General features: G+C 68.6%; 23 protein-coding genes. 14 read left to right on the top strand and 9 right to left on the bottom strand.

Annotation, left to right across the window (positions count from 1 at the left end; all coding sequences use genetic code 11):
• The first annotated feature begins 67 nt into the window (after window positions 1-67).
• The 3 genes from ACZ54P_RS24710 (at window position 68) to sepH (ending at window position 2,916) form a co-directional block, all read left to right on the top strand.
• Window positions 68-727 (top strand): response regulator transcription factor, encoded by a 660-nt coding sequence (locus ACZ54P_RS24710; protein ID WP_465463925.1) that lies wholly within the window; start codon window positions 68-70, stop codon window positions 725-727.
• Window positions 724-1,881: an ATP-binding protein gene (locus ACZ54P_RS24705; RefSeq protein ID WP_465463924.1), complete on the top strand. Its 1,158-nt coding sequence runs from the start codon at window positions 724-726 to the stop codon at window positions 1,879-1,881. Before ACZ54P_RS24710 ends, ACZ54P_RS24705 begins: the two co-directional genes overlap by 4 nt.
• A 189-nt stretch (window positions 1,882-2,070) precedes the next feature.
• Window positions 2,071-2,916, top strand: coding sequence for a septation protein SepH (sepH, locus tag ACZ54P_RS24700; protein WP_465463923.1), 846 nt, complete (start codon window positions 2,071-2,073; stop codon window positions 2,914-2,916).
• Between the two features lie 87 nt (window positions 2,917-3,003).
• Here sepH and ACZ54P_RS24695 read toward each other — a convergent pair whose 3' ends face one another.
• The gene (locus ACZ54P_RS24695; protein WP_465463922.1) at window positions 3,004-3,216 is read right to left on the bottom strand and encodes a hypothetical protein; all 213 of its coding nucleotides are present in this window, start codon (window positions 3,214-3,216) and stop codon (window positions 3,004-3,006) included.
• 31 nt (window positions 3,217-3,247) lie between these two features.
• Here ACZ54P_RS24695 and ACZ54P_RS24690 point away from each other — a divergent pair, with 31 nt between their 5' ends.
• Window positions 3,248-4,069: a hypothetical protein gene (locus ACZ54P_RS24690; protein ID WP_465463921.1), complete on the top strand. Its 822-nt coding sequence runs from the start codon at window positions 3,248-3,250 to the stop codon at window positions 4,067-4,069.
• A gap of 67 nt (window positions 4,070-4,136) precedes the next feature.
• Here the strand turns inward: ACZ54P_RS24690 and ACZ54P_RS24685 are convergent, their stop codons facing one another.
• Together ACZ54P_RS24685 and ACZ54P_RS24680 are read right to left on the bottom strand one after the other, a co-directional pair.
• Window positions 4,137-4,757, bottom strand: a complete 621-nt coding sequence (locus ACZ54P_RS24685) for a DUF2537 domain-containing protein (RefSeq protein ID WP_465463920.1) — start codon at window positions 4,755-4,757, stop codon at window positions 4,137-4,139.
• Between the two features lie 27 nt (window positions 4,758-4,784).
• Complete coding sequence (locus tag ACZ54P_RS24680) at window positions 4,785-5,600, bottom strand: TrmH family RNA methyltransferase (protein WP_465463919.1); 816 nt, start codon at window positions 5,598-5,600, stop codon at window positions 4,785-4,787.
• Window positions 5,601-5,817: 217 nt separating this feature from the next.
• Between ACZ54P_RS24680 and ACZ54P_RS24675 the strand changes: the two genes are divergently transcribed.
• The 8 genes from ACZ54P_RS24675 to ACZ54P_RS24640 all read left to right on the top strand — a co-directional run bounded on the left by ACZ54P_RS24675 (window position 5,818) and on the right by ACZ54P_RS24640 (window position 13,577).
• Entirely contained in the window at window positions 5,818-7,317 is a 1,500-nt protein-coding gene (locus tag ACZ54P_RS24675; protein WP_061984923.1) for a glutamate-cysteine ligase family protein, read from the top strand.
• 24 nt (window positions 7,318-7,341) lie between these two features.
• Window positions 7,342-7,923: a TetR/AcrR family transcriptional regulator gene (locus ACZ54P_RS24670; RefSeq protein ID WP_465463918.1), complete on the top strand. Its 582-nt coding sequence runs from the start codon at window positions 7,342-7,344 to the stop codon at window positions 7,921-7,923.
• Between the two features lie 95 nt (window positions 7,924-8,018).
• Window positions 8,019-8,687, top strand: a complete 669-nt coding sequence (locus tag ACZ54P_RS24665; protein WP_465463917.1) for a biliverdin-producing heme oxygenase — start codon at window positions 8,019-8,021, stop codon at window positions 8,685-8,687.
• A gap of 213 nt (window positions 8,688-8,900) precedes the next feature.
• Window positions 8,901-9,524, top strand: a complete 624-nt coding sequence (locus ACZ54P_RS24660) for a superoxide dismutase (protein ID WP_061984929.1) — start codon at window positions 8,901-8,903, stop codon at window positions 9,522-9,524.
• A gap of 101 nt (window positions 9,525-9,625) precedes the next feature.
• Entirely contained in the window at window positions 9,626-10,384 is a 759-nt protein-coding gene (locus ACZ54P_RS24655) for an arylamine N-acetyltransferase family protein (protein ID WP_465463916.1), read from the top strand.
• A 216-nt stretch (window positions 10,385-10,600) separates the two neighbouring features.
• Window positions 10,601-11,440: an SDR family NAD(P)-dependent oxidoreductase gene (locus ACZ54P_RS24650; protein ID WP_465463915.1), complete on the top strand. Its 840-nt coding sequence runs from the start codon at window positions 10,601-10,603 to the stop codon at window positions 11,438-11,440.
• Window positions 11,441-11,484: 44 nt separating this feature from the next.
• On the top strand, window positions 11,485-12,474 hold the full coding sequence (locus ACZ54P_RS24645; protein ID WP_465463914.1) for a hypothetical protein: 990 nt from the start codon (window positions 11,485-11,487) through the stop codon (window positions 12,472-12,474).
• 89 nt (window positions 12,475-12,563) lie between these two features.
• Window positions 12,564-13,577, top strand: a complete 1,014-nt coding sequence (locus ACZ54P_RS24640; protein ID WP_465463913.1) for a hypothetical protein — start codon at window positions 12,564-12,566, stop codon at window positions 13,575-13,577.
• On the opposite strand, the gene ACZ54P_RS24635 is transcribed toward ACZ54P_RS24640, so the two are convergent.
• From ACZ54P_RS24635 to ACZ54P_RS24620, 4 genes are all read right to left on the bottom strand, one after another.
• Window positions 13,574-14,011 (bottom strand): hypothetical protein, encoded by a 438-nt coding sequence (locus ACZ54P_RS24635; protein ID WP_465463912.1) that lies wholly within the window; start codon window positions 14,009-14,011, stop codon window positions 13,574-13,576. The genes ACZ54P_RS24640 and ACZ54P_RS24635 overlap by 4 nt on opposite strands.
• The gene (locus ACZ54P_RS24630) at window positions 14,008-15,267 is read right to left on the bottom strand and encodes an MFS transporter (protein ID WP_465464063.1); all 1,260 of its coding nucleotides are present in this window, start codon (window positions 15,265-15,267) and stop codon (window positions 14,008-14,010) included. Before ACZ54P_RS24630 ends, ACZ54P_RS24635 begins: the two co-directional genes overlap by 4 nt.
• Window positions 15,268-15,377: 110 nt before the next feature.
• Window positions 15,378-15,809: a MarR family winged helix-turn-helix transcriptional regulator gene (locus ACZ54P_RS24625; protein WP_061984941.1), complete on the bottom strand. Its 432-nt coding sequence runs from the start codon at window positions 15,807-15,809 to the stop codon at window positions 15,378-15,380.
• Window positions 15,810-15,876: 67 nt separating this feature from the next.
• Window positions 15,877-17,334 (bottom strand): NCS2 family permease, encoded by a 1,458-nt coding sequence (locus ACZ54P_RS24620; protein ID WP_465463911.1) that lies wholly within the window; start codon window positions 17,332-17,334, stop codon window positions 15,877-15,879.
• An 80-nt stretch (window positions 17,335-17,414) separates the two neighbouring features.
• Between ACZ54P_RS24620 and ACZ54P_RS24615 the strand changes: the two genes are divergently transcribed.
• A complete protein-coding gene (locus ACZ54P_RS24615; protein WP_465464062.1) occupies window positions 17,415-17,642 on the top strand; it encodes a DUF2530 domain-containing protein in 228 nt (75 codons plus the stop codon).
• Window positions 17,643-17,719: 77 nt separating this feature from the next.
• Here ACZ54P_RS24615 and ACZ54P_RS24610 read toward each other — a convergent pair whose 3' ends face one another.
• Window positions 17,720-20,533, bottom strand: a complete 2,814-nt coding sequence (locus ACZ54P_RS24610) for a sacsin N-terminal ATP-binding-like domain-containing protein (RefSeq protein WP_465463910.1) — start codon at window positions 20,531-20,533, stop codon at window positions 17,720-17,722.
• Complete coding sequence (locus ACZ54P_RS24605) at window positions 20,523-21,479, bottom strand: DUF3027 domain-containing protein (protein WP_465463909.1); 957 nt, start codon at window positions 21,477-21,479, stop codon at window positions 20,523-20,525. Before ACZ54P_RS24605 ends, ACZ54P_RS24610 begins: the two co-directional genes overlap by 11 nt.
• Window positions 21,480-21,528: 49 nt before the next feature.
• Here ACZ54P_RS24605 and ACZ54P_RS24600 point away from each other — a divergent pair, with 49 nt between their 5' ends.
• Window positions 21,529-22,299: a glutaminyl-peptide cyclotransferase gene (locus ACZ54P_RS24600; RefSeq protein WP_465463908.1), complete on the top strand. Its 771-nt coding sequence runs from the start codon at window positions 21,529-21,531 to the stop codon at window positions 22,297-22,299.
• Window positions 22,300-22,328 lie beyond the last annotated feature (29 nt).

Genomic DNA, 22,328 nt, shown 5'->3' with positions numbered 1-22,328 from the left:
AGGTTACCGATGCTCGGCTGAGTCACGCTTATCCCGTGCTTACCCCCACCCGGGGCAGACTGACCTGGTGAGAGTGCTGGTGGTGGAAGACGAGCGGCTTCTGGCGGACACGATCGCCGAGGGCCTGCGACGGTTCTCCATGGCCGTCGACGTCTGCTACGACGGCGAACAGGCCCTGGACCGGGTGGGGGTGCACGGTTACGACGTGGTCGTGCTCGACAGGGACCTCCCGGTCGTGCACGGCGACGAGGTCTGCGCCGCGGTGCTCAAAACCGGCGGCGAGGCGCGGGTCCTCATGTTGACGGCCGCCGCCGACGTCAACGACCGGGTCGCCGGGCTGGGCCTCGGCGCCGACGACTACCTGACGAAACCGTTCGCGTTCGCCGAACTCGTCGCGCGGGTGCAGGCGCTGTCGCGACGGGCGCGGCCGGCACTGCCGCCGGTGCTCGAACGCGGCGGCGTCGTCCTCGACCTGCCCCGGCACCAGGCGTCGCGCGACGGCCGGTTCCTTCCCTTGTCCCCCAAAGAATTCGCGGTACTGGAGGTGCTCATGCGCGCCGAAGGAGCCGTGGTCAGCGCGGAGGACCTGCTGGAGAAGGCGTGGGACGAACACGCGGATCCGTTCACGAACGCCGTCCGGGTGGCGATGATGACGTTGCGGCGCAAACTCGGTGAGCCGACGCTGATCGAGACCGTACCCGGCGCCGGTTACCGGTTCGGGTCGTGAAACCGCTCCGGCTGTCGGTCCGCACCAAGCTGACGGCGCTCTACGGTGGCGCCTTCCTGCTCGTCGGACTCGCGCTGCTGATCGTGAACTACCTGCTGGTGAGTTCGTCACTGCCGGACACCGCGGCGTTCGCGACCGACGCCACGGGCATCGCGGTCCAGCGGGCGTACCCCCTGGACACGACGACCATCCTGCCCGTGGAGCGCGCGGAGGCGACGCAACTGGTCGCGACCTCGATCACCGAGTACCGCTCGGACGTCCTTTCCGCCCTGCTGTGGCAGTCACTGGTGGCTCTGGCGATCGCCGGTGCGCTCGCGGTGCTGCTCGGCTGGCTGATGGCGAGCCGCGTGCTGCGGCCGCTGCACGCGATCACCTCGACCGCGCGGAAACTCGAGGCGGAGAACCTCGACCGGCGGATCGACCTCGACGGCCCCGACGACGAACTCAAGGAACTCGCCGACACCTTCGACGGCATGCTCGACCGGCTCGCCGTGTCGTTCGACAGCCAGAAACGCTTCGTCGCCAACGCCTCCCACGAACTGCGCACCCCGCTCGCGGTGCAGCGCACGCTGGTCGAGGTCGCGATGGCCGATCCCGACGTCAGCCCGGAGGTCCGGAGACTCGGCGAGCACCTGATCTACACCAACGAACGCAGCGAACGGATGATCGAGGGCCTGCTCGTTCTCGCGCGCAGTGATCGCGGCCTGACCACGCGCGGCCCCGTCCGGCTGGACGAGGTCGCGGCGACGGTCATCCGCTCGGCTTCGAACATGGCCGAAGAGGCGGGCGTCACCGTGGAGTCGCGGCTGCGGCCGCGGACGGTGTCCGGTGACCCCGTGTTACTGGAACGGCTGGTCACGAACCTCGTGCACAACGCCATCACCTACAACCACGAGGGCGGCTGGGTCCACGTCGACCTCGGCGGCGATCCGGCGCTGGTGGTGCGCAACACCGGCCCGCAAGTGCCGCTGGACGCCGTGCCCGCGCTGTTCGAGCCGTTCCGGCGGCTTTCGGGCGACCGGACCGGCGACTCGCGCAACGCCGGGCTGGGGCTGTCGATCGTCCGGTCCATCGCCCAGGCGCACGGCGGGACCGCGAGCGCGGAACCCGGCGGCCGGGGCGGCGGACTGGTGGTCCGGACGCGCCTGCCGTAGATTCCCCCGATCGTGACTGTGCGTGTCCAGCGCGTCACACGGCGGACCGCGTCCTGCTCCAGCAGAATGCACTTGCTGCCACGAACAAAATAGTGAGCAGGACACATGACATCGGCGCGCCTCACACGTCAAGCCGACGCGCCGGATTACCGTGGACACCCACAAAGGTGAAGAGCAGGGGAGGCGAGAATGCGAGCGCTACGGGTGGTCGGGCTACACGAGGACGGTAAGTCCATCGTGTGCGAGGACCCGGCGAGCCGCACGCGTTTCCTGCTCCCCGCGGACGAAAGGCTGCGAGCGGCGGCGAGGGGTGACATCACCCGCCTCGGCCAGATCGAGATCGAGTTGGAGAGCCAAATGCGGCCACGCGAGATCCAGGCACGAATCCGGGCCGGTGAGTCCGTGGAGCAGGTCGCGAGCAGCGCCGGCGTCTCCGTGCAGCGTGTCGAGCGGTTCGCGTACCCGGTCCTGCTCGAACGCTCGCGCACGGCGGAGCTGGCCCAGCGCGCGCACCCGATCCGCGAAGACGGCCCCGACGTGCAGACGCTTGGCGAGGTCATGGCGCACTCGTTCGGTCTCCGCGGCCACGACTACAGCCAGGCGACCTGGGACTCCTGGCGCGGCGACGACGGCAAGTGGGTCGTCGTGCTGAGCTGGAAGGCAGGCCGCTCGGACAACCGCGCGCACTGGTCGTTCTCCCCCGGCGCGCACGGCGGCACCGTGCAGGCGCTCGACGAGAACGCCGAAGTCCTGCTCAACCCCAACGCCTACCGTGCCCCGCGCACGGTGCGGGCGCTGGATCCCGGCCGGGACGCGGTCATCCAGCCCACCTTGGATTCGGTACCGGACGAGCCGGTCGCGAAAGTGATCGACGCGCCCATCGCGGAACCCGAAGAAGATGTCGAGTCACCACTTCCGGCTGACGAGCCGGAGGAAGTGGCCGAACCCGCCCCACGGGCGAAGGGGAAGAAGAACCACCCCATCGTTCCATCCTGGGAGGACGTCTTACTGGGCGTCCGATCCCAACGAGGTTGACTTCGCACGTAATGGCCCCTTCCGGCGGAGGGGCCATTACGTGCGTCCGGGGACCTGCGCGATCAGCGATTTCGGCGCCACGAGGCACTACGCGTCGGTGACGATCCGCTCGATCTCGGCCCAGTCGACGTCGACGTCCAGCCGTACTCCGATGCCCACGTGGTGATGGCGGTCGGCGTACATGACGAACGTCTTCTTGCCGCGCATGAACCACGTCGGCTCGCCGTGACTGAGCCGTTCGGAAGTCTCCGGCAGCGCGAGACACAGCCGCCTGAGTGAACTGAGTGGATCACCGGCCATGGAATCAGTACCCTCTGGTCAGGGGATTTTGATGCAGGATTGGCTGATCCGCACCAACCGGTTACGTTCCGAAGTGTTCGTCGGGACCCCGTACGTCCACGTGTCGCCGCTGGAATGGCAAGTCGACCCCGACGGCCTCCGCGGGATCGCCGGAAGCCGCGGCTACCTGGAGATCCCGTCGATGTTCCAGGGTTGCCTGAGCTTCCAGTTCTCCCCGCAGCACTGCCCGCCGACGCCCGTCTTCGACTGGCCCGACCAGCCGGACGCGGACCGGGAACGCCGGCTGCTCAACCACCTCAGCGACTCGGACCACGTCTGGATCAGCCTCAAACACGCGAAACTCTCCGCCCGTCGCGCCGCCCAAGTCGCCGCGACGGAAGGTTTGCGCGTCGCGGCCGACTTCGCCGATCCGACCGATCGGCTCCTTCTGTTCAGCCGGAATCCCGCGCCACCACGGCTCCCCTTGGCGCCACCCACCGGATTCCGGCACTTCCGCTACCACTGGCTGAACTACCTCGCGCCCGCCGTCGTCATCGTCCTGCTCGTCATCGCGGGCGTGGTCGTCGGCGCGCCCGTGGAATTCGAAAGCCCGATGGCCACCCTGCTGTTCTTGGCCGCCTTCGTCGGCGCTGTTCCGGCGGCTTTCATCACCAACCTGTTCCCGCGCACCACCAAGGCAGGCTGGCTCGCCCGCGAATTCAACGGCAGCCTCCACGTGCAATTCCCTATGCGCGCGTACCAGATGTCCGTGGAGCTGATCACGCAAGTCGCCGGGTTCCACGGTTATGTGCTCTACGGACAGACTGCTACGCAGGCGAACGGTCCGATACTCAAGTTCTACAAGCGTGCCTGAGCCGTGAAGGTCTCCTTCCCTGCCCTCAAGCTAGGCAAGGAGGCCTTCACTACCCCGCTCGCCGCCCCTAGAAGACGACGATCAACACGCCGATCCAAGCGATCACGATCCCCGCGGCGGCACCGAAGGACGCCCACCGCACGATCGGCACCCGCCGCGCGAGCCACAGCGAAGGCGTGATCCCGCCGGTCACGACGGCGGAGGCGATCAGCGCGAGCCAGCCGTTGGTCTCCCGCGCGAGGGTGTTCGCCAGCGCCAGCATCGCCACCACGACCACGGCCGCGACGAACGCGGAAACGGTCAGGCCGGTCAACCACGGTGTCGGCTCCCCGGCGGGGTCCGGGGTGCCGAAAAGCCGTCGCGCGAGTTCGCTGCGAGGCGCGGGGGCGGGCGGGTCGACGATGACGCCGTCGCCGGAGACGGGGTCGACGAAGCGGACCGAGGTGCCCATCGCGGCGGCGAGCCGCTGGGCGAGCTGGCGCCCTCGCTGGGAGACCACGGAGGCGGCTTCGGCGCCGGTGTCGCCGGGGCGGGCGGCGGTGCTGACGGCGGACGCGACGCGCGCCCATTCGTGCAGTGCCTGAGCGAGGTCCGAACCGATCGCGAGGGAGTGCGGGTCCACCTCACGCGCGCTTTCGCCGCCCGGCCCGGCCAGCACCGCGCGTCCCTCACGGATCCGCAATTCCATGGGTTCTCCTCGTGATCGCTCGGGTGCTCACGATAGCGGTGGACGCGTCTCGTAGAACGCGATCGCGCCCGCCGTGGCGACATTCAGCGAATCCACGCCCTCCGGCATCGGGATCCGCACCGCGACGTCGGCGGCGGCGATGGCCGCGTCGGTCAGGCCTGGTCCTTCCGCGCCCAGCATCAGCGCGACCTTCTCCGGCGTTTGCTCCCGTAACCGGCGCAGCGAAACGGAATCCGCACGAGGAGTGAGGGCCGCGATACGGAACCCGCGTTCCCGCAGCAGATTCAGGTCATCCGGCCAAGATCCGAACGTGGCGAAGGGGACGCGCAGGACGTGCCCCATCGAAACGCGGACGCTGCGCCGGTACAGCGGGTCCGAGCAGCCGGCCCCGAGCAGCACCCCGTCGACGCCCAGCGCGGCCGCGTTGCGGAACAGCGACCCCAGATTCTCGTGGTCACCAACGCCTTCCAGCACCGCGAGCACGCGTGCGCCGTCGAGGACGTCCTCGACGGTCGGCGGCGGAACGGGCCGGTCCGCGACGGCCAGGATCCCCCGGTTCAGATGGAAGCCGACGACGTCGGCCATCGTCTCCGCCGACGTCACGTAGCCGGGAGCGCCGGCACCGTCGAGTTCGGCGCCCAATTCCCGGAACCGCCGCTCCACACCGAGCAAGGCCCGTACCGGATACCAGGAGTTGAGCAGCCGCTCCACCACGACGGTGCCTTCGGCGATTACGAAGCCACGCCCACCTGGCCTATCGGGCCGCCGATCGGCTGTGGACAAGTCGCGGAAATCGTCGAGCCGGGGGTCACCGGGGTCGTCGATGGTGATCAGTTCAGCCACCGGGAGAGTGTGTCATCGCACCCTCTGCGAGCCGAACTGGTCCGATCGTCCACCGTTCGCTGGTACGAACGGCTGCTTTTTGCTGTAAGTTAACCCCTAGTGACAGAGAGCACCAGTTTGGCCGCTAGCCGGGCGACTACGAGCCGTGAAACCGTTGGCCCGCCTGGCAGTCCCGCCTGGAACCCCGCGGATCTTGGCCAAGAGGAGTTCGACGAACATGGGTAAGGATCTTTCGGCGGACCCGTTCAAACCGCAGGACCGCGGACGGTACCGCCGGAAAGTCCAGCGCTGCCTCGACACACTCGCCCGCATGCTCACCGACGGGAGCTTTTCGTTCCCGCGCAAGAACATCGGGCTCGAAGTGGAGCTCAATCTCGTCGATGCCGAACTGCGCCCGTCGATGACGAACACGACGGTGCTCGAAGCGCTGAACGATCCCTCCTTCACCACCGAACTCGGCCAGCACAACCTGGAACTCAACGTGCCGCCCCGGCCGCTGGCCGGCGAGTCCGCGCTGCAGCTGGAGGACGATCTCCGCGCGTATCTGGGCGCCGCCGCGCGCAAGGCCGAGGAGTCCGGTGCCTCGCTGGCGATGATCGGCATCCTCCCCACCCTTCGGCATGAGCACTTCGACCAGAAGTGGCTCACCAACAATGCCAGGTATTCGCTGCTCAACGACCGGATCTTCGCCGCGCGCGGCGAGCGGACCGTGCTCTCGATGGAGGGGGCGCCGCTGCCGGGCAGGCAGCCGGAGCGCCTGCGCAGTTACTCCGAGTCGATCCTGCCCGAGGCCGCCTGCACCTCGGTTCAGCTGCATCTGCAGGTCGCGCCGGAGGAGTTCGCGGCGCATTGGAACGCGGCGCAGGCACTGGCAGGCGTGCAGATCGCGGTCGGCGCGAATTCGCCGTTCCTCCTCGGGAAGACCCTCTGGCACGAGACGCGGATCCCGCTGTTCCTGCAGGCGACGGACACCCGGCCGGAGGAGCTGAAGAACCAGGGCGTGCGGCCGAGGGTGTGGTTCGGCGAACGGTGGATCACGTCGATCTTCGACCTGTTCGAGGAGAACGTCCGGTACTTCCCCGGCCTGCTGCCCGAGACCGACAGCGAGGACCCGGTCGAAGCGCTCGACTCCGGGCAGGCCCCGAAACTCACCGAACTGCGGATGCACAACGGCACCGTTTGGCGCTGGAACCGGCCGGTCTACGACGTCGTCGACGGTCTGCCGCATCTGCGGGTCGAGAACCGGGTGCTGCCGTCCGGCCCGACCGTCATCGACATGGTCGCGAACGCCGCCTTCTTCTACGGCGCGCAGCGGGCACTGGCCGAAGCCGACCGTCCAGTGTGGACACAGATGTCGTTCCAGGCGGCGGAGGAGAACATGTACGCCGGGGCGCGTCGAGGCTTCGACGCGCAGTTGTACTGGCCGGGTATCGGCTGGATCCCGCCGGACGAGCTGGTGCTGCGGGTCCTGCTTCCGCTGGCACACGAGGGATTACGCCGATCGGATGTTTCCGACGAGGCAAGAGAGCGCTATCTGGGTGTCATCGAGCAGCGATGCCTGACCAGGCGGACCGGCGCGGCTTGGCAGCGGGAGTACGTCCTGCGCGCGGAGGAGCGCGGCGCCGAGCGGGAGACCGCGTTGCACCGGATGCTGGGCCGATACCTGGAGCTGTCGGCGACCGAGACGCCGGTGCACACCTGGTCGCTCGAGGCTTAGAGTCATCTCCCAGGGAGGTGGCTCTTGCCCAAGATCATCGGCCGGTCGCTGGAGGAACACCGGCGCGAGGTCCGCAGCAGGGTGTTCGACGTCCTGCGCGGACAGCTGTACGAGCGCGGATTCGACGCGATCACCCTCGCGGGTGTCGCCGCCGAAGCGGGCCTCGGCCGCACGGCGATGTACAACCACTTCCCCGACAAGGAAAGCCTGCTGGTCGCCTTCGTCGAGGATGAGGCGACACGGTACGTCGAAAGGCTGAAGGCGGCCGTCGCGACCGCCGACACCCCGGTCGAGAAGCTCTCGACGTTCGTCCGGCTTCAGCTGCGGGTGCTGGCCGAGTACCACCTGCCGCCGGGGACGGCGCTCGCTTCGGCGCTGGCGCCCGCCGCGTACCGGCGGATCAGCGCGCACGCCGACCCCATCACCGGCCAGTTGCGCGAGATCCTCGCCGAGGGGGTGCCGGAGGAGGACCCCGAGCTCTTGATCCCGATGATCACCGCCGCGTTGGGCAGCCGTCAGGTCGTCGATGTACCACCCGAACGGCTGGACGACGCCATCGAAGGAGCCGTTCGCTTCGTGCTCAGAGCGGTGGGAATGCGGGAGTGACCGGGAAAAACCCGAAAATTAGGGTAGCCTAACCCGCCGTTGTGCCTTACGCTCTTTCTGACAGCATGTCAGATCGATGCTTGGAGGCTCTGTCCATGCCGGTGACCACCGACGTCGAATCCGGGCCGTTCTCCGCGACCCTGCGCGCCTCCACCTTGCCCGCCCACGAGCGGGCCAACCACTCCGTGTACATGAACGCGTTGCTCGGCGGCGAACTGTCGCTGGCGGGATACACCCGGCTGGCCATCCAGTACTACTTCATCTATCAGGCCATCGAGCAGGCCGCCGACAAGCTGGCGAAGGATCCGGTGGCGGGCAAGTTCGTCTTCGAGGAGCTGCGGCGGCTGCCGAGCCTCGAACGCGACCTCGAACACCTCGTCGGCCCGGACTGGCGGGAGACCGTCCGCCCGCTGGCTTCGACCGAGCGGTACGCGCGGCGCGTGGCCGAGGCGTCGCACTGGTCCGGCGGGTTCGTGGCCCACCACTACACCCGCTACCTCGGCGACATCGCCGGCGGCCAGGTCATCCGTCGGCTGCTGGAGCGCAAGTACGGGGTGAGCGAGGCGGGTTCGCTGTTCTACCACTTCGACCAGCTGGGCAGCGCGCCCAAGTTCCGGGACAACTACCGTGAACAGCTGAACTCGGCGCCATGGAGCGAGGACGAGCGCGCGCGGCTGATCGAGGAGGCGATCGTGGCCTTCGAGTGCAACATCGCGGTGTTCGACGAACTGGCGAGCGAACTGGACGCTTATCGGGCTTCCTGAGCGAATTTTCCTTCGATGATCGCCGTCACACCTCATTGACCTCCACCTAACTGGAGCTAGCAAGGTGGGTTTCAAGCGGCTGGCACACTGGGTACAGCCGCTGAGGACGAGTCGTTCCACCTGGGGAGAAACGCGGCGCCCCGGTCGCCGCACACGGGTGAAGACGACTAAGTTCGTCAATGGAAACTTGTGTCGAAGACAGAAGGAGGGCCAATGGCCCGCTACGAGCTGCCCGAACTCGACTACGACTACGCGGCCCTCGCGCCGCACATCTCGGGTGAGATCAACGAGCTGCACCACAGCAAGCACCACGCGACCTACGTCAAGGGCGCGAACGACACGCTCGACAAGATCGCCGAAGCCCGTGACGCCGGTAACTTCGGCGACATCGTCGGCCTGCAGACCACGCTGGCGTTCCACCTCGCCGGACACGCCAACCACGTCGTGTGGTGGAAGATCCTGTCCCCGGAAGGCGGCGACAAGCCGACCGGCGAGCTGGCCGCGGCGATCGACGAGGCGTTCGGTTCCTTCGACAAGTTCAAGGCGCAGTTCACCGCGGTCGCCACCACGATCCAGGGCAACGGCTGGGCCGCGCTCTCCTGGGACCCGATCGGCAAGACGCTGATCACCCAGCAGCTGCGCGACCACCACAACAACCTGGTCCTGCCGACCACGCCGATCCTGCTGGTCGACGTCTGGGAGCACGCGTTCTACCTGGACTACAAGAACGTGAAGCCGAAGTACGTCGAGGCCCTCTGGAACATCTTCAACTGGGCCGAGATCTCCAAGCGGTTCGACAACGCCGTCGCCGGCGGCAACGGCCTGCTGCTCGGCTGAGCACGCACCACGAAACGGGGCTCTCCCTTCCGGGAGGGCCCCGTTTTTCGTCGCTCGGCGAAACTTGACCTCCAGCGAAGTCGAGGTGCGAGGGTGACCACATGGACGTCGCCGCATACCTCGATCGCCTAGGTCTCGACCGGCCCGCTACCGCGGACGTCGCCACCCTGCGCATGCTGCAGGAACGCCACCTCGCGGTGGTGCCCTTCGAGAACCTGAGCATCCACCTCGGCGAGCCGATCGTCCTGGACCCCGACGCGCTGTTCGACAAGATCGTCCGGCGGCGTCGTGGCGGTTTCTGTTACGAGCTGAACGGCCTCTTCGCCGCATTGCTGCGGGAGCTGGGTTTCGACGCCACCCTGAAGTCGGCGAAGGTGTTCCGGCCGGACGGCACCTTGGGGCCGCCGTTCGACCACGCGACGATCAGCGTCGAGCTGGACGAGCCATGGCTGGCCGACGTCGGCTTCGGCCGGTTCAGCCGGTTCCCGCTGCGGCTGACCGCCACCGAGGCGCAGGCCGACCCGGAGGGCGAATTCCTGGTGCTCGACGCGCCGTACGGCGACATCGACGTCCTCCGGGACGGCGAGCCCCAGTACCGCCTCGAACAGCGGCCACGGGCGCTGGACGAGTTCGTCCCGACGGCGTTTTGGCAGGCGACGTCGCCGGATTCGCATTTCACCCAGGGGCCGACCTGTTCGCTGCCGGGCAAACACGGCCGGATCACGCTGGCGGGTGACAAGCTCATCGTCACGACCCACGGCGTCCGCGAGGAGACCAGGCTGCCGAGTGATCGGGAGATCCTGGACGTCTACCGGAAGGAGTTCGGGATCGAACTCGCCCGCGTGCCGGTACGGCCTTGACCAGACCGGTGAGGTCATCGACCATGAACCTCAGGCATGAACGAAGCCCCGCCTCCGGGGGTAACCCGGCTGCGGGGCTTCGTCCGTTCCCGAACTGACTGCCGCTCCCACCACGAAGCGGACGTGTCTGAGGTTAGCCTAACCTCATCTGCCCCGGCAAGGGGTTCAGCGGAGAGACGCCGATCTCACCCGTCCGAGTGACGGCAAACTGTGCCCATGAGTCTTTTGAGCGGCAAGGCCGTCGTGCTCACCGGCTCCGGACAGGGCTTAGGCAGGGCTTTCGCGCACCACGCCGCCGCACAGGGTGCCGCGGTCGTGGTGAATGACGTGGACGCCGACCTCGCACGCGAAGTCGCGGGCGAGATCCGCGCCCTGGGCGGGCGCGCCGTGCCCCACGGCGGCTCGGTCGCCGATGCCGGACAAGCCGCCGGGCTGATCGACCAGTGCGTCGCCGAGTTCGGCGCGCTCGACGGCCTGGTCAACAACGCCGGCGTCAACTACCGCGCGGACCCGTGGGACGACGACCCCGCCCGGATACGGGAGGTGGTCGAGGTCAACGTGCTGGGCCCGCTGTACTGCGGCACCGCGGCGGCGAAGGTCATGCGCGTCCAGGGCGGTGGCGTGATCGTGAACGTGGGCTCCGGGTCGATGATCGGCCAACGCCGCGCGGCCGCGTACTCGGCTTCGAAGGGCGCCGTCGCCTCCATGACCGCATCGTGGGCGGCCGACCTGACCGCGCACGGCATCCGGGTCAACGCCGTCGCGCCGGTGGCCTGGACGCGGATGGCCCAGAACGACCCGAGCGTCGTCCAGACCCCACAGCACACCCCGGATCGGGTGGCACCGCTCGTGACCTACCTGCTCAGCGACCTTTCCGCTGGTGTCACCGGGCAGATCCTCCGGTTCCGCGGCGACATCCTGTGCGTTCTGCGTCAGACCGCGATCAAGGAGCCGGTCCTCGAACGCGATGCCTGGACGGCCGAAGACATCGCCGAAGCCATCGGCGGCGATCTGAGGGAGGCGTTGGAGCCGCCTCCCTCGGTCAGGTGGAAGTGACCGTTTCGCGCCGCTGACCGGCGGCGATCCGCTAGCGTGCGCGCGTGACCACATGGGCTGTCAAGAGTTTCCTGGCGATCGTGCTCGCCGGACTCTGCGCGGGGTGCGTGGCGAAGGTCGACACCTACGAAGAAGGACTCGGGCCGCGGGAGCTGCCCAAGTCCTGGCCGTCGGAGAACGGCCGACCGCTGCGGCCGGTTCCGCTGCCGTCGGGCGAGATGCTGATGGCGCTGCCGAAGGAGACCACGGCGCAGGTGCTGTGCCAGTCGGTTCCGCCGGAACGCTGGGCGCAGCTGATGGGCGGCGAAGTCCTGCGCGAGGTGGAACACGGCGAGTCCTGCCACGCGGTCGGACTGGACGACTGGGTGCGGATCTCCCTGAACCGGACCCCCGTGGCCGACTCGACCGGGCTGGGCACGCGCAAGCAGGTGACCGTCGCCGGACGCCCGGCGGCGGTCGTCGTGGGCGGCTCGCCGTCCCTTGTGGAGGTCAAACTGTCCGACACGGACGTGCGTGTGCTCCGGATCGAAACCAGCTGGACGCGCGTTCCGCGACAGGACGGCCAGAGCGAAACCCGGCTGCTCGGACTGGCCGAGTCGGTCCTCGCCGGGGCCTTCGCCCCTGGTCCGAAGCTGCCCGCCACCGACGCGCGAGACGTCATCGAACGGAAGACCGTCGAGCCGGGCGCGGGCATCCTCGACGCTCCGCTGCCCGAAATCTCGTGGAAGCTGTGCACGCAACTCCAGCGTGCGCTGGGAGTTCCCGCCGAGGCCACGGAACCGTACATCGACGGGAAGTGCACGGCGACCGCCGCGGACGACACGTCGGTCCGGGTCGAGCAGACCGCTGTCCTTTCGGAGCTCCGAGGCGGGCCGGTGGCGGGCCGTCCCGCGTCGGAGGGCCCCGGGCAGTTGAGCGTTCTGTTGACGGACAACGGTTCGCGGCAGGGGCTGCGGTTCTCGTGGCTCGGTGGTTCGACGACGAAGCTGCGGGATTTGGCGGAGAAAGTGGTGGCGCCGCTTTTGGTCTCGTGAGTGGTAATGACGGTTCTAACCGTCATTACCACTCACGAGAGGTTGGCGTTTCGCAGGACAGGCGCGCCGCGAAGAGCTAGCTTCACCCCGTGGCCACCCCGAACGACTACCGCGCCATCGCGCGCAAGACCGACCGTCCGATGTGGATCTGGGCGGGCTGTGCGCTGACGAGTGTCCTCTTGCTGTTCGGCGTGGGGACCTTCGTCGCGATCACCGTCCTGAACGAAGACGACAAGCCCGAAGCCACGCTTCCCCAGACTTGGCCGTCGAAGTCCGGGAAGGCGCTCCGCCCCGTCGAGATGCCGACGGGCGAGATGGTGGCGGCGCTGACGGACGAGACGGGGGCGCAGGTGCTGTGCCAGGCGATCGCGGAACAGCGCTGGGAGGAGCTCCTAGGCGGCCGCACGCTGCGCGAAGTCTCCACGGCCTGTCACGCGGTGACCGCGGAACTCGACGTCACCACCCAAATGATCGCCGCGCTGCCCGAGGACACCAGCCGAGGGATGCCCACGAAGACCACTGTCGCCGGTAAGACGGCGGTCGTCGCCACCGACGAGGACGGCACCAGCCTGAGTGTCGAACTGGTCGAGGTCGCCCCGCACAACGGCGCCTCGCCGGTGCTGAACGTTACTGTCCGCGCCAGGATCACCGGGCACCCCGAGACCGCGAACAAGGCGACAGCGCTCGCCGAGGCCCTGATCGCGGGCGCGATGCCGCCGGGACCGAAGTTGCCGAAAATCGGCGAAGACGGCGAGATCCCGATGCAAACGGTCGCGCCGGGCCCGATCAAGGACAAGCCCCGGCCGGTGATCTCCTGGCTGCTGTGCGGCGAACTCGGCCGCGCGCTCGGGGTCCCGGCGGACGGGGCGAAACCCACCTTTTTCGCCGGCTGCGAGTTGAACGGCGTGACCGCGCAGTACAGCGCGTCGTCCTCGACCGTCAAGCCGACCACCGTCATCGCGGGACTGCCCGCGCAGGTCACCGACAAGACCGTCGTCGTGCAACTCACCGCCGATCCGGTCGGGGAGACGCTGAAGTTCAAGGGCACCGGCGATTTGAGTGCCTTCGCCGAGAAGATCGTTCCGCCGCTGCTCGGCCGTTAGGGCCGGTAGCGCGACAAGAGATCGCCGAGGAAGGTCTCGTACGCCTTCCGCTCGAACCGGGCCCCGGTGAACCGGTGCTCCTCCGGGTCGTCGAACGGCTCGTAGTCGTACTGCCAGCCGAAAGCGCGCCACTCGACCTCGTCGTCACCGAAGACGACCTCGACGCTGTACCCGCCGCAGCCGAGGTCGCCGCACAGCGGACAGAAGAGCAGCGCGACCCGCCCGTCGTCGAAGTCACCGGGCAGGCGGCCCAGCAAACGCGACAGGTTCTCGACAGCCGACTCACGCCACCGATCGTCGTCCAGGAACAACGGCGTCCGCTGCTGCGCGGGAACCAGCGTGCGCAGCTCGACGCCGTCGATCGTCCAGTCGAGGAACCGGGCCTCGCCGTCGTTCCAGCTCGTCACCGCCGGGGTGACCCCGAGCTTGTTCACACTCGCTCCCTTTTCAGCACGCGCAGCCCGTTGCCGAACCGCCGCACCGGCGGCCTCACCCCACCGCGCCGGATCAGCACGACGGCGCACACTATCGCGGCGAGCGCCGAGATCGCACCGCCGATGTAGAACGGCGAGCGGCCGCCGAAGGCGTCGGCCATCCAGCCGGTCATCGGCCCTCCGACGGGGTTGCCACCGATCAGCACCAGCACGTACAGGCCCATCACGCGGCCGCGCATCTCCGGGCTGACCGCGGTCTGCACCAGCGCGTTCGCCGTGTTCAGGAACGTGATCGTGGCGAAGCCGAGTGGGATCAGCGCGAGACCGAAGCTCAGGTACGTCGGCATGAACGCGGTGACCACCTCGAACGCGCCGAGCAGAAACGCCGAGATCAGCAGCAGCCGCACGCGCGGACCGCCGCGGGTGTTGCGGCGCGCGGACATCAGCGCGCCGGTGAAGGTGCCGACGGCGACCAGCGTCGACAGGAGGCCGTAGCCGTCGGCGTTGGTGTGGAACACGTTCGCGGCGACGATCGGCAACGAGGTGAAGTAGGTGATGCCGAACGTGCTCACGAAGAACACCAGCACCATCACGGTCATCAGGTCACTGCGCCGCCGGACGTACCGCAGCCCTTCGACCAGTTGCCCCTTCTCACGCGGGATGACCGGGCCGCGGAAGAGCTTGTCGGGGTTCATCATCGCCAGCGCGACGATGACGGCCCCCGTGCTCGCCGCGTTCGCGATGAACAGCCAGCCGGTGCCGACCCAGGTGATCGCGAAACCCGCGATGGCCGGGCCGACGATGCGGGCCATGTTGAAGATCGAGGAGTTGAGGGCGACGGCGTTGGTGATCTTGTCCCGGCCGACCATCTCGGCGACGAACGACTGCCGCGCGGGCACTTCCAGTGACGCCGTACAACCCAGCGTGAAACACAGGACGTACACGTGCCAGAGCACGGCGATCCCGCTCAGGTCGAGGGCACCGAGGACGACCGCCTGCGCCAGCACGGCGATCTGGATGCCGATCAGCAACCGCCGCTTGTCGACGCGGTCGGCCAGCACCCCCGCCCACAGCGAGAGGAACAGTGTCGGCAGGAACTGCAGCGCCACCGCGATACCGAGCGCGATCGGGTTGTTGCCGCTGAGGGTGAACACCAGCCAGTCCTGCGCGATGCGCTGCATCCAGGTACCGATGTTCGAGATGACCTGGCCGGTGAAGAAGAGCCGGTAGTTACGCACCTTCAGCGAAGAGAACATGCTCTCGCGCGGCTTGTCCTTGCCGGACGGAGGTGGCGGTGGAACGGGTTCGCGGGTAGCGGTGGTCTTCGAAGGACACTGTGTTTCGCTACCCGTGGTCGTCACCGCTGTTAGTTCCCCGCCATCCTGTCGATGATCTCGGCGGCGCGAGAGAGCACTTCGCGTTCCCCCGCGCTCAACTCCGCCAGTTGTTTGTCCAGCCAGATCTCCCGCGCGGTGATCTGCTCGATCACGTAGGCCCGGCCGCGGTCCGACAACTCGACGATGGCCTGGCGGCCGTCCGTCGGATGCGGCCTGCGCTCGACGTAATCCATCTCCTCGAGCGCGGCGATCACCCTCGTCATCGACGGGGGCTGAACGCCTTCCTTCGCGGCGAGCTGGCCAGGGGTCAGCGCACCGCATTTGTGCAGCGTGGACAGCGCGGAAACCTGTGTCAGCGAGATGCCGTCACCGGCGCGCTGTGCCCGTAGCCGGCGATTGAGCCGTACCACCGCGAGACGCAGGCGGCTCGCCAGTGAGCGCTCGTGCGTGTCTCCGGACATATAGTTAGCTTACCTCACGATCGGGTTCCCGGCCCGTGAGATCGACCACGGGTGACAAAAGCGCAGGTCAGTTGAACGCGGCCTGGATCGGGCCGACGGCGAAGTAGGCGATGAACATCACCGCGATAGCCCACATCAGCGGGTGCACGCCCTTCGCCTTCCCGGTGACCGCGCGGATGACGACGTAACTGACGAAGCCCGCGCCGATGCCGTTCGCGATCGAGTAGGTGAACGGCATGACCACGATGGTCAGGAACGCGGGCAGCGCGATGGTGAAGTCGGCGAAATCGATCTCCTTGACCTGGCTCATCATCAGCGCGCCGACTACGACCAGCGCGGGAGCCGCGGCCTCGACCGGGACGACCTGGTAGAGCGGGGTCAGGAACATCGCCGCGATGAAAAGCACGCCGGTGACGACGTTCGCGAGGCCGGTCCTGGCCCCCTCGGCGATACCGGACGCGGACTCGACGTAGACGGTGTTCGAGCTCGACGACGCGAAGCCGCCCGCCGCGCCCGCGAGGCCGTCGACGAACAGGGCCTTGCCGACGTTCGGCAGTTTGCCGTCCGGCGGCAGGAGGGCGGCCTCCTTGGCCAGTCCCGTCATCGAGCCCATGGTGTCGAAGAAGTCCGCCAGCACCAGGGTGAACACCAGCAGTACGACGGTGATGATCGGCAGCCGCGTCCAGGCACCGAAGGAGATGTCGCCGACCAGCGAGAGATCCGGCAGACCGAGGACCTGATCGGGCAGCGCCGGGTAGCCGAGGTTCCAGCCCTGCGGGTTGACGCCCTTGGACGGGCCGACCTTCGTGATCGACTCGACGACGATCGCCAGCACGGTCGAGGCGAGGACACCGATCAGGATCGCGCCCTTGACCCGCTTCGCGACCAGGATGCCGGTGACCAGCAGGCCGACGACGAACACCAGCGTCGGCCACGAGGCGATCGAGCCGTTGATGCCGAGCCCGACCGGCACGGTCGTCTTCGCGTCGTCCGGGACGCGGCGGACGAAGCCGGCGTCGACCAGGCCGATCAGCGTGATGAACAGGCCGATCCCGACGGCGATCGCGGATTTGAGCTGCGGCGGCACGGCGTTGAACACCGCCGTGCGGATCCCGGCGAAGACCAGGAGGACGATGACCAGGCCCTCGATCACCACCAGGCCCATCGCCTCGGGCCAGGTCATCTGCGAGGCGAGGCTGACCGCGACCAGGCTGTTGATGCCGAGGCCGGTGGCGATGGCGAACGGGTAGTTCGCGACCAGCCCCATGATGATGGTCAGCACGCCGGCGACGAGCGCGGTCACCGCGGCGACCTGCGGCACGGGAAGGATGTTGCCGACGACGTCCTTGTGCGCGCCGGCGTCGGAAGCGGAGAAGCTGCCGATGATCAGCGGGTTGAGGACCACGATGTAGGCCATGGTGAAGAAGGTGACGATCCCGCCGCGGATCTCACGCCCCGGTGTCGAGCCGCGCTCGCTGATCTTGAAGTACCGGTCCAGTGTGGACCGGGTGCGCTGCTCCGCCATCGCGTACCACCCTTCGCCCGTTCCCGGGTACCCTTCCCCACGTGGGCGAATCGATCAATTCCGGGGAAGTAAACGGTTCATTGCGGCACACGCCGGAGCTGCCGAAGCGGCTGACCGACCTGACGCCGGTCGTGATCGTAGGTACCTCGCTCTGGGCCCTCGCGACGGTGGTCCTGTTCTTTGTGACCGACGGCATCTGGGTGCAGACGTCGCTCTCCGGCGTCGCGCTCGGCTTCATCGGGCTCGCGATCATCGCCTGGCAGCGCGCCGCCGCCCGTCGCGGTTCGAAAGGCGCGCAACGCTTCTGACGCATTTCGTCCTCTACATGCGGTAGTTGCGGGTGCAAGTACCGCATTTAGAGGACGAAATGCGTCGTTCGAGGGGGTTAGTTCAGGAGTGAGGCGGGCGAGGGGTCGTCCAGTAGCGCGGTGAGGACGTGCCGGTCGGCCCAGCGGTCCGTGGCCCAGGCGAACGCCCGCGCGAGGCCTTCCGGGGTGTCGGCGGCGTGCAGCCTGCCGTCCGACCACCAGGCGACGTCGTGTTCGGCGTCTTCGAAGGCCACCGTCAGTGTCTCGTGCACCAGCACCCCGCCGTCGGGAAGTTCGACGCCCAGCTGATCGGCGGCCAGCCGCAACGCGGAAAGCTCGGTCCACGGCACATATTCGCCGTCGTCGGTGACCTTGGCGCCGAGGCCGCTCGCCACCGGCAGATCCAGCAACTCCGCCAGCGCCCCGGCACCACTCGCCGTGACGACCATCCGGTCCGGCGTCAGGACGGCGGCGAACCACGGGACGTCGAGTACGACGGCGTTCCGGGCGTCGACGGCCGAACCGTCCGCGGCCCGGACGCGATCCGGCGCGTCGATGTCCACTTCGGACTCGGCGAGCGCCGCGTGCGCTCGGGACGCGAGGCCGGGGCTCACCGTGCGCTCGGGATCTCCCAGCCGCTCAAGGAGATCCTCGACGTCTTCGGCGGTGTCGACCGTCAGCGCGGTCCGTACTCCGGCGGCGAGCAGGATCTCCTTGCTCAGCCCCGAATCCGGGACGACGTCGTAAAGTCCGGCCAGCGCGGCCGCCTCGGGCATCCGCCAGTCGAGCGGCGCGTGCCCGGCCACCAGCGCGTACCGCGCGAGCCACCAGCCGGTGTGCCCACCGGGTTCGGTGAGGGCACGCCAGGTTTCCGGGCAGGCCGCGAGCAACCGCAAGGCCTCGGGCCAGGCGTCGTCGGCGACGAGGTCTAGATCGCGTACGGCGAGCACTCGCGACGGCGGCTGCTCCCGCGAGTCCCACCAGTCGTGTTCGTCTGGCAGGCCGTGTTCGGGTTCCAGCGGATCGTCGTCGGCGACGATCGCGAACGAATCGAGGACGCCGACCGCGACGAGCGTGGCCACCGGCCAATCCTCGGCGAATTCCTCGTCCAGAATGGACAGAGGTCCGTCTTCTTCGAAGACTTCGGGGTCGAAGACGTCGCCCAGCGGCGAAGTCGGCAGGACGAGTTCGTCCGCGCGCCGCCAGCCGTCTTCACCGGGCAAGGCCAAGGCGCTCGCCCATTCGGGGGCGTCGTCGCCGACCTCGGCGATCAGGCGGAGCACCGCACCCGCGAGCGCCATACCGTCCAAACCGGACTGGACGTCCTCGACGCTGCGCTCGACGGCGGCGCTGAGTGCGTCGGCTTCGAGCAGGTCGCCCGCCCCGGCATGCTTGGCGCCCAACCGTTCCAGCAACGGATGCGCGGCGACCGGGTGCACGAGCCGCAGCCCGAGGATGTCCACATCGGACAGCAGTTCGAGTAGCTCCGCCGAACCGCCGACGAGCAGCGCGTCACGCACTCCGGGCAACGTGCGGCCGTCCGACATCGGCACCGGCAAGCCGCCGAGGTCGTCCTTGGTGAGGTCGTGTGCTTCGAGCGCCGGGAGCAGCACGTCATAGAGCGAGTGCCACCACGAGGGCTCGCGCTGGATCCCGGTCAGCAGTTCGATGGCCTCGGCAGGCGAAAGCGAGCGCGCACCGACGGCGCGAAGGTCCACACCGGACAGCGAAACCAGTCCCGGCACGAGATCGGCCAGCAGCGGCGCCAATCCCGGGACGTCGACCGACAGGACGCGCGCCTGGCGACCTGGCAGATCGTCACCCTGTTGCGCGGGGAGCCAGGGCGAGTCGGTGAGGTTCTCCAGGATGGCTTCGCGCAGCGTTCCGTCCACAGTCGAACGTGGGAAGCCGCCGCCGGGCACGAGCACCAGCCGTTCCTCGGCAGGCAAGGAACGCACGAGATCGACGTACTCCCGCGCGGCGTTCTTCAGTGCCGTCGTCAGCTCCGGCCCCGGCAGCGCGCGCCGGCGCGACGGCTCGATCGGCAGCGTCGCGATCAGCCGCGCGGGCAGGGAAAGTTCGTCGTCGGTAGGAGTCGGCGCGTGCAGGACGTCGTCACCGAGCGGGCGGGGCGAACCGGATCCGTCCAGCGGGACCGCCCACACGACCTCGCCGCGGTGGACCTGCCAGCGGTCGGCGGAGCCGTCCGGCGACGAGAGTTCGACGACGCCGTCGCCAAGCTCGGACCGGCGCCAGACACCGCCTTCGACCTCGATGCTTTCCAGCCAGGACAAGGTGAGCAAGAGATCGCCGATGTCGCTCGCCAGCTCCGCCAGCAGTGCGGGGAGATCGACGCCGTCGTGCACCGGCAGCCGGACTTCGGTGGTGAAACCTTCCGGCACGGGCGGTTCGTCGTCCGCGACCGGCCATGGCAGCCGAAGGACGGGAACGTCACCGGCGCGGGACGCCTCGGTTCGCGTGCGGGCTGCGGAGAACGCGACACCGCCGGTCGTCGAAACGATCCGGGGTTCGTCGGAAACCGTGAGCACGGCGGCGAAACCGACGCCGAAACGGCCGACCGTGTCGTCGCCTTTACCCGAAGCACGAAGCGAGGCGAGGGATTCGACACCGCGGCTGTCCAGCGACGCCCCCGTGTTGGCGAACCTCAGCTCACCGTCCACAACGGACACTCGAAGCCTGCCGGGCTCGCCGGCGGCCAAGGCGGCGTCGGCGGCGTTCTGCGCGAGTTCGACGAACAGCCGGTCACGATAGCCGCCGACACGGAGATCGTTCTCGGTGTTGGTGTCCTCGGTGAACCGCGTCGGCGAATCCGCCCACGCGCGCAGGACGGCCGCGCGTAACCGCTCGGTGCCGAACGGGTCAGTGCTCACTGGCGCTTTCGGCTTCGACCTGCGCCTCGTCGGCAGTGGTCTCAGTGGTCTCAGTGGTCTCAGGCTCGACTTCGGGCTGGACCTCGGCGGTCTCGGGCACCTCGGCGACCGGGGCCTCGGCCTCGTCGACCACGGACGCCTCGGCGGGCTCCGGCTCCAGGGCTTCCGCGGCCTCGGGCTCGGGCTCGGCCGGGGCCTCGTAGTCGATCAGCGAGTCGTCGTAGACCAGTTCCGCCACCGGAACCGACGAGGTCACCTCGACCTCGATCTCGGAATGCGCGCCGCAGCCGTACTCGACGTCGACGACGTGACCGTCCGCCGGGGAGATGTCGTTGGTGCACGCGCCGAAGGCCGCGCTGAGCGACCCCCCGAGCGGCACGAAGAACCCGCAGCTCCCGCAGACGTCCGGCGCGCTACGCGCCATGTCCGACCGGGGGCCGAATTCACCGCCGTGCCAACGGGCGGCGGCGTCGAGCCTGCCGTACCGGGAGAGCACGTGGACCCGGCCGAGGCCGGTCTCCATGGCGACCTCTTCGACCGCGGGGTCGTCGGACGCCAGGTACGCCGGAGCGAGCCGGGGGTCGTCCTTCTCCGTCGGGAAGATGTCGCCGACGCCGAGATCGCCTGCCTGCACCCGGCGGTCCCACGGCACCCACGCCGGGGCGACCCGTGCCTCCGGACCGGGGATGAGGACGACCTCGCTGATCGTGATCGGGTGGTCCTCACCGGCCAGCGCGACGGTCACCGACCAGCGCCAACCCCGATAACCCGACACGGTCGCCTCGAACAGGTGACTGGCGGAAACCGCGTCCTCACGTTCGACGCCGACGTGCGCGCCGACCTGATCGGGACCGGCGTCCGCCAGCACCGCCTCGCGGGCGAGATCGACCGCCTCGGCGAGTTTGCGCTGGATAGAGCCGTCGTCCAGGGTCAACAGCAGGGTCATGCCCCCATTCTGCCGCACGCCGTCTCGCCGTCCATGTCAGGCTGTCCGCGTGCGCACGCTGCTGACCACATCGCTACTCCTCGCCGCCGTTCTCGGTGGTTGCGCCGCCGCGCCGGTGAGCGAGGCGCGCCCGCCCGCACCCGAAAAGCTCAAGGTGGCGGTGCTCTCGGCACTGCCGCACGACCCGGCCGCCTTCACCCAGGGCCTCGAGTTCTCCGGCGAGACGCTGTACGAGGGGACCGGGCTGGTCGGGAAGTCGTCGATGCGAGCCGGACCCGCGGGTGCGGCGCCGTCGGTCCGGCAGGAACTGCCCGGGCTGTTCGGCGAGGGCATCACCGTGCTCGGGCCGACGGCCTGGCAGATCACCTGGAAGGACGGCGTCGCGATCGAGCGCGACGCCAAGACGCTGGCCGAACGCCGTCGCGTGCCCTACACCGGTGAGGGCTGGGGCCTCTGTCACCGCGAGGGCACCGGGCAGCTGGTGATGAGCGACGGCTCGTCGAAACTGACTTTCCGCGACTCGGTGTCGTTCGCGCCGACGGGCAGCGTCGATGTCGGGCGCGACCAGCTGAACGAGCTGGAGTGCGTCGGCGACTCCGTGTACGCGAATGTCTGGCAGACGGACCGGATCCTGCGGATCGACGCCGCGTCCGGGCGGGTCACCGGTGAAATCGACGCGTCGGGATTGCTGGAACCGGGCGAGCGGAGTTCCGCCGACGTCCTCAACGGCATCGCGGCGGTGCCGGGGACCGACGAATTCCTGATCACCGGCAAGCTCTGGCCCAAGATGTTCCGGGTGAAGTTCGTCCCTGTCCCCTAGAAAGCAGTGGTGAACGCGCGAAGCGGTCC

This window comes from Amycolatopsis sp. NPDC034160 (assembly GCF_055575355.1).
Note: the sequence above shows the minus strand (reverse complement) of the source record. Positions and strands in the feature narration are given on the sequence as shown.

Excerpts from the sequence above, each read along its gene's own strand:
- ACZ54P_RS24675 (WP_061984923.1), top strand. The coding sequence starts at position 5,818 with ATGGGTAAGGATCTTTCGGCGGACCCGTTCAAACCGCAGGACCGCGGA.
- ACZ54P_RS24605 (WP_465463909.1), bottom strand. The coding sequence starts at position 21,479 with ATGACCCTGCTGTTGACCCTGGACGACGGCTCTATCCAGCGCAAACTC.
- ACZ54P_RS24685 (WP_465463920.1), bottom strand. The coding sequence starts at position 4,757 with ATGGAATTGCGGATCCGTGAGGGACGCGCGGTGCTGGCCGGGCCGGGC.
- ACZ54P_RS24655 (WP_465463916.1), top strand. The coding sequence starts at position 9,626 with ATGGACGTCGCCGCATACCTCGATCGCCTAGGTCTCGACCGGCCCGCT.
- ACZ54P_RS24695 (WP_465463922.1), bottom strand. The coding sequence starts at position 3,216 with ATGGCCGGTGATCCACTCAGTTCACTCAGGCGGCTGTGTCTCGCGCTG.
- ACZ54P_RS24620 (WP_465463911.1), bottom strand. The coding sequence starts at position 17,334 with ATGGCGGAGCAGCGCACCCGGTCCACACTGGACCGGTACTTCAAGATC.
- ACZ54P_RS24650 (WP_465463915.1), top strand. The coding sequence starts at position 10,601 with ATGAGTCTTTTGAGCGGCAAGGCCGTCGTGCTCACCGGCTCCGGACAG.
- ACZ54P_RS24630 (WP_465464063.1), bottom strand. The coding sequence starts at position 15,267 with ATGTTCTCTTCGCTGAAGGTGCGTAACTACCGGCTCTTCTTCACCGGC.
- ACZ54P_RS24660 (WP_061984929.1), top strand. The coding sequence starts at position 8,901 with ATGGCCCGCTACGAGCTGCCCGAACTCGACTACGACTACGCGGCCCTC.
- sepH (WP_465463923.1), top strand. The coding sequence starts at position 2,071 with ATGCGAGCGCTACGGGTGGTCGGGCTACACGAGGACGGTAAGTCCATC.
- ACZ54P_RS24665 (WP_465463917.1), top strand. The coding sequence starts at position 8,019 with ATGCCGGTGACCACCGACGTCGAATCCGGGCCGTTCTCCGCGACCCTG.
- ACZ54P_RS24625 (WP_061984941.1), bottom strand. The coding sequence starts at position 15,809 with ATGTCCGGAGACACGCACGAGCGCTCACTGGCGAGCCGCCTGCGTCTC.
- ACZ54P_RS24690 (WP_465463921.1), top strand. The coding sequence starts at position 3,248 with ATGCAGGATTGGCTGATCCGCACCAACCGGTTACGTTCCGAAGTGTTC.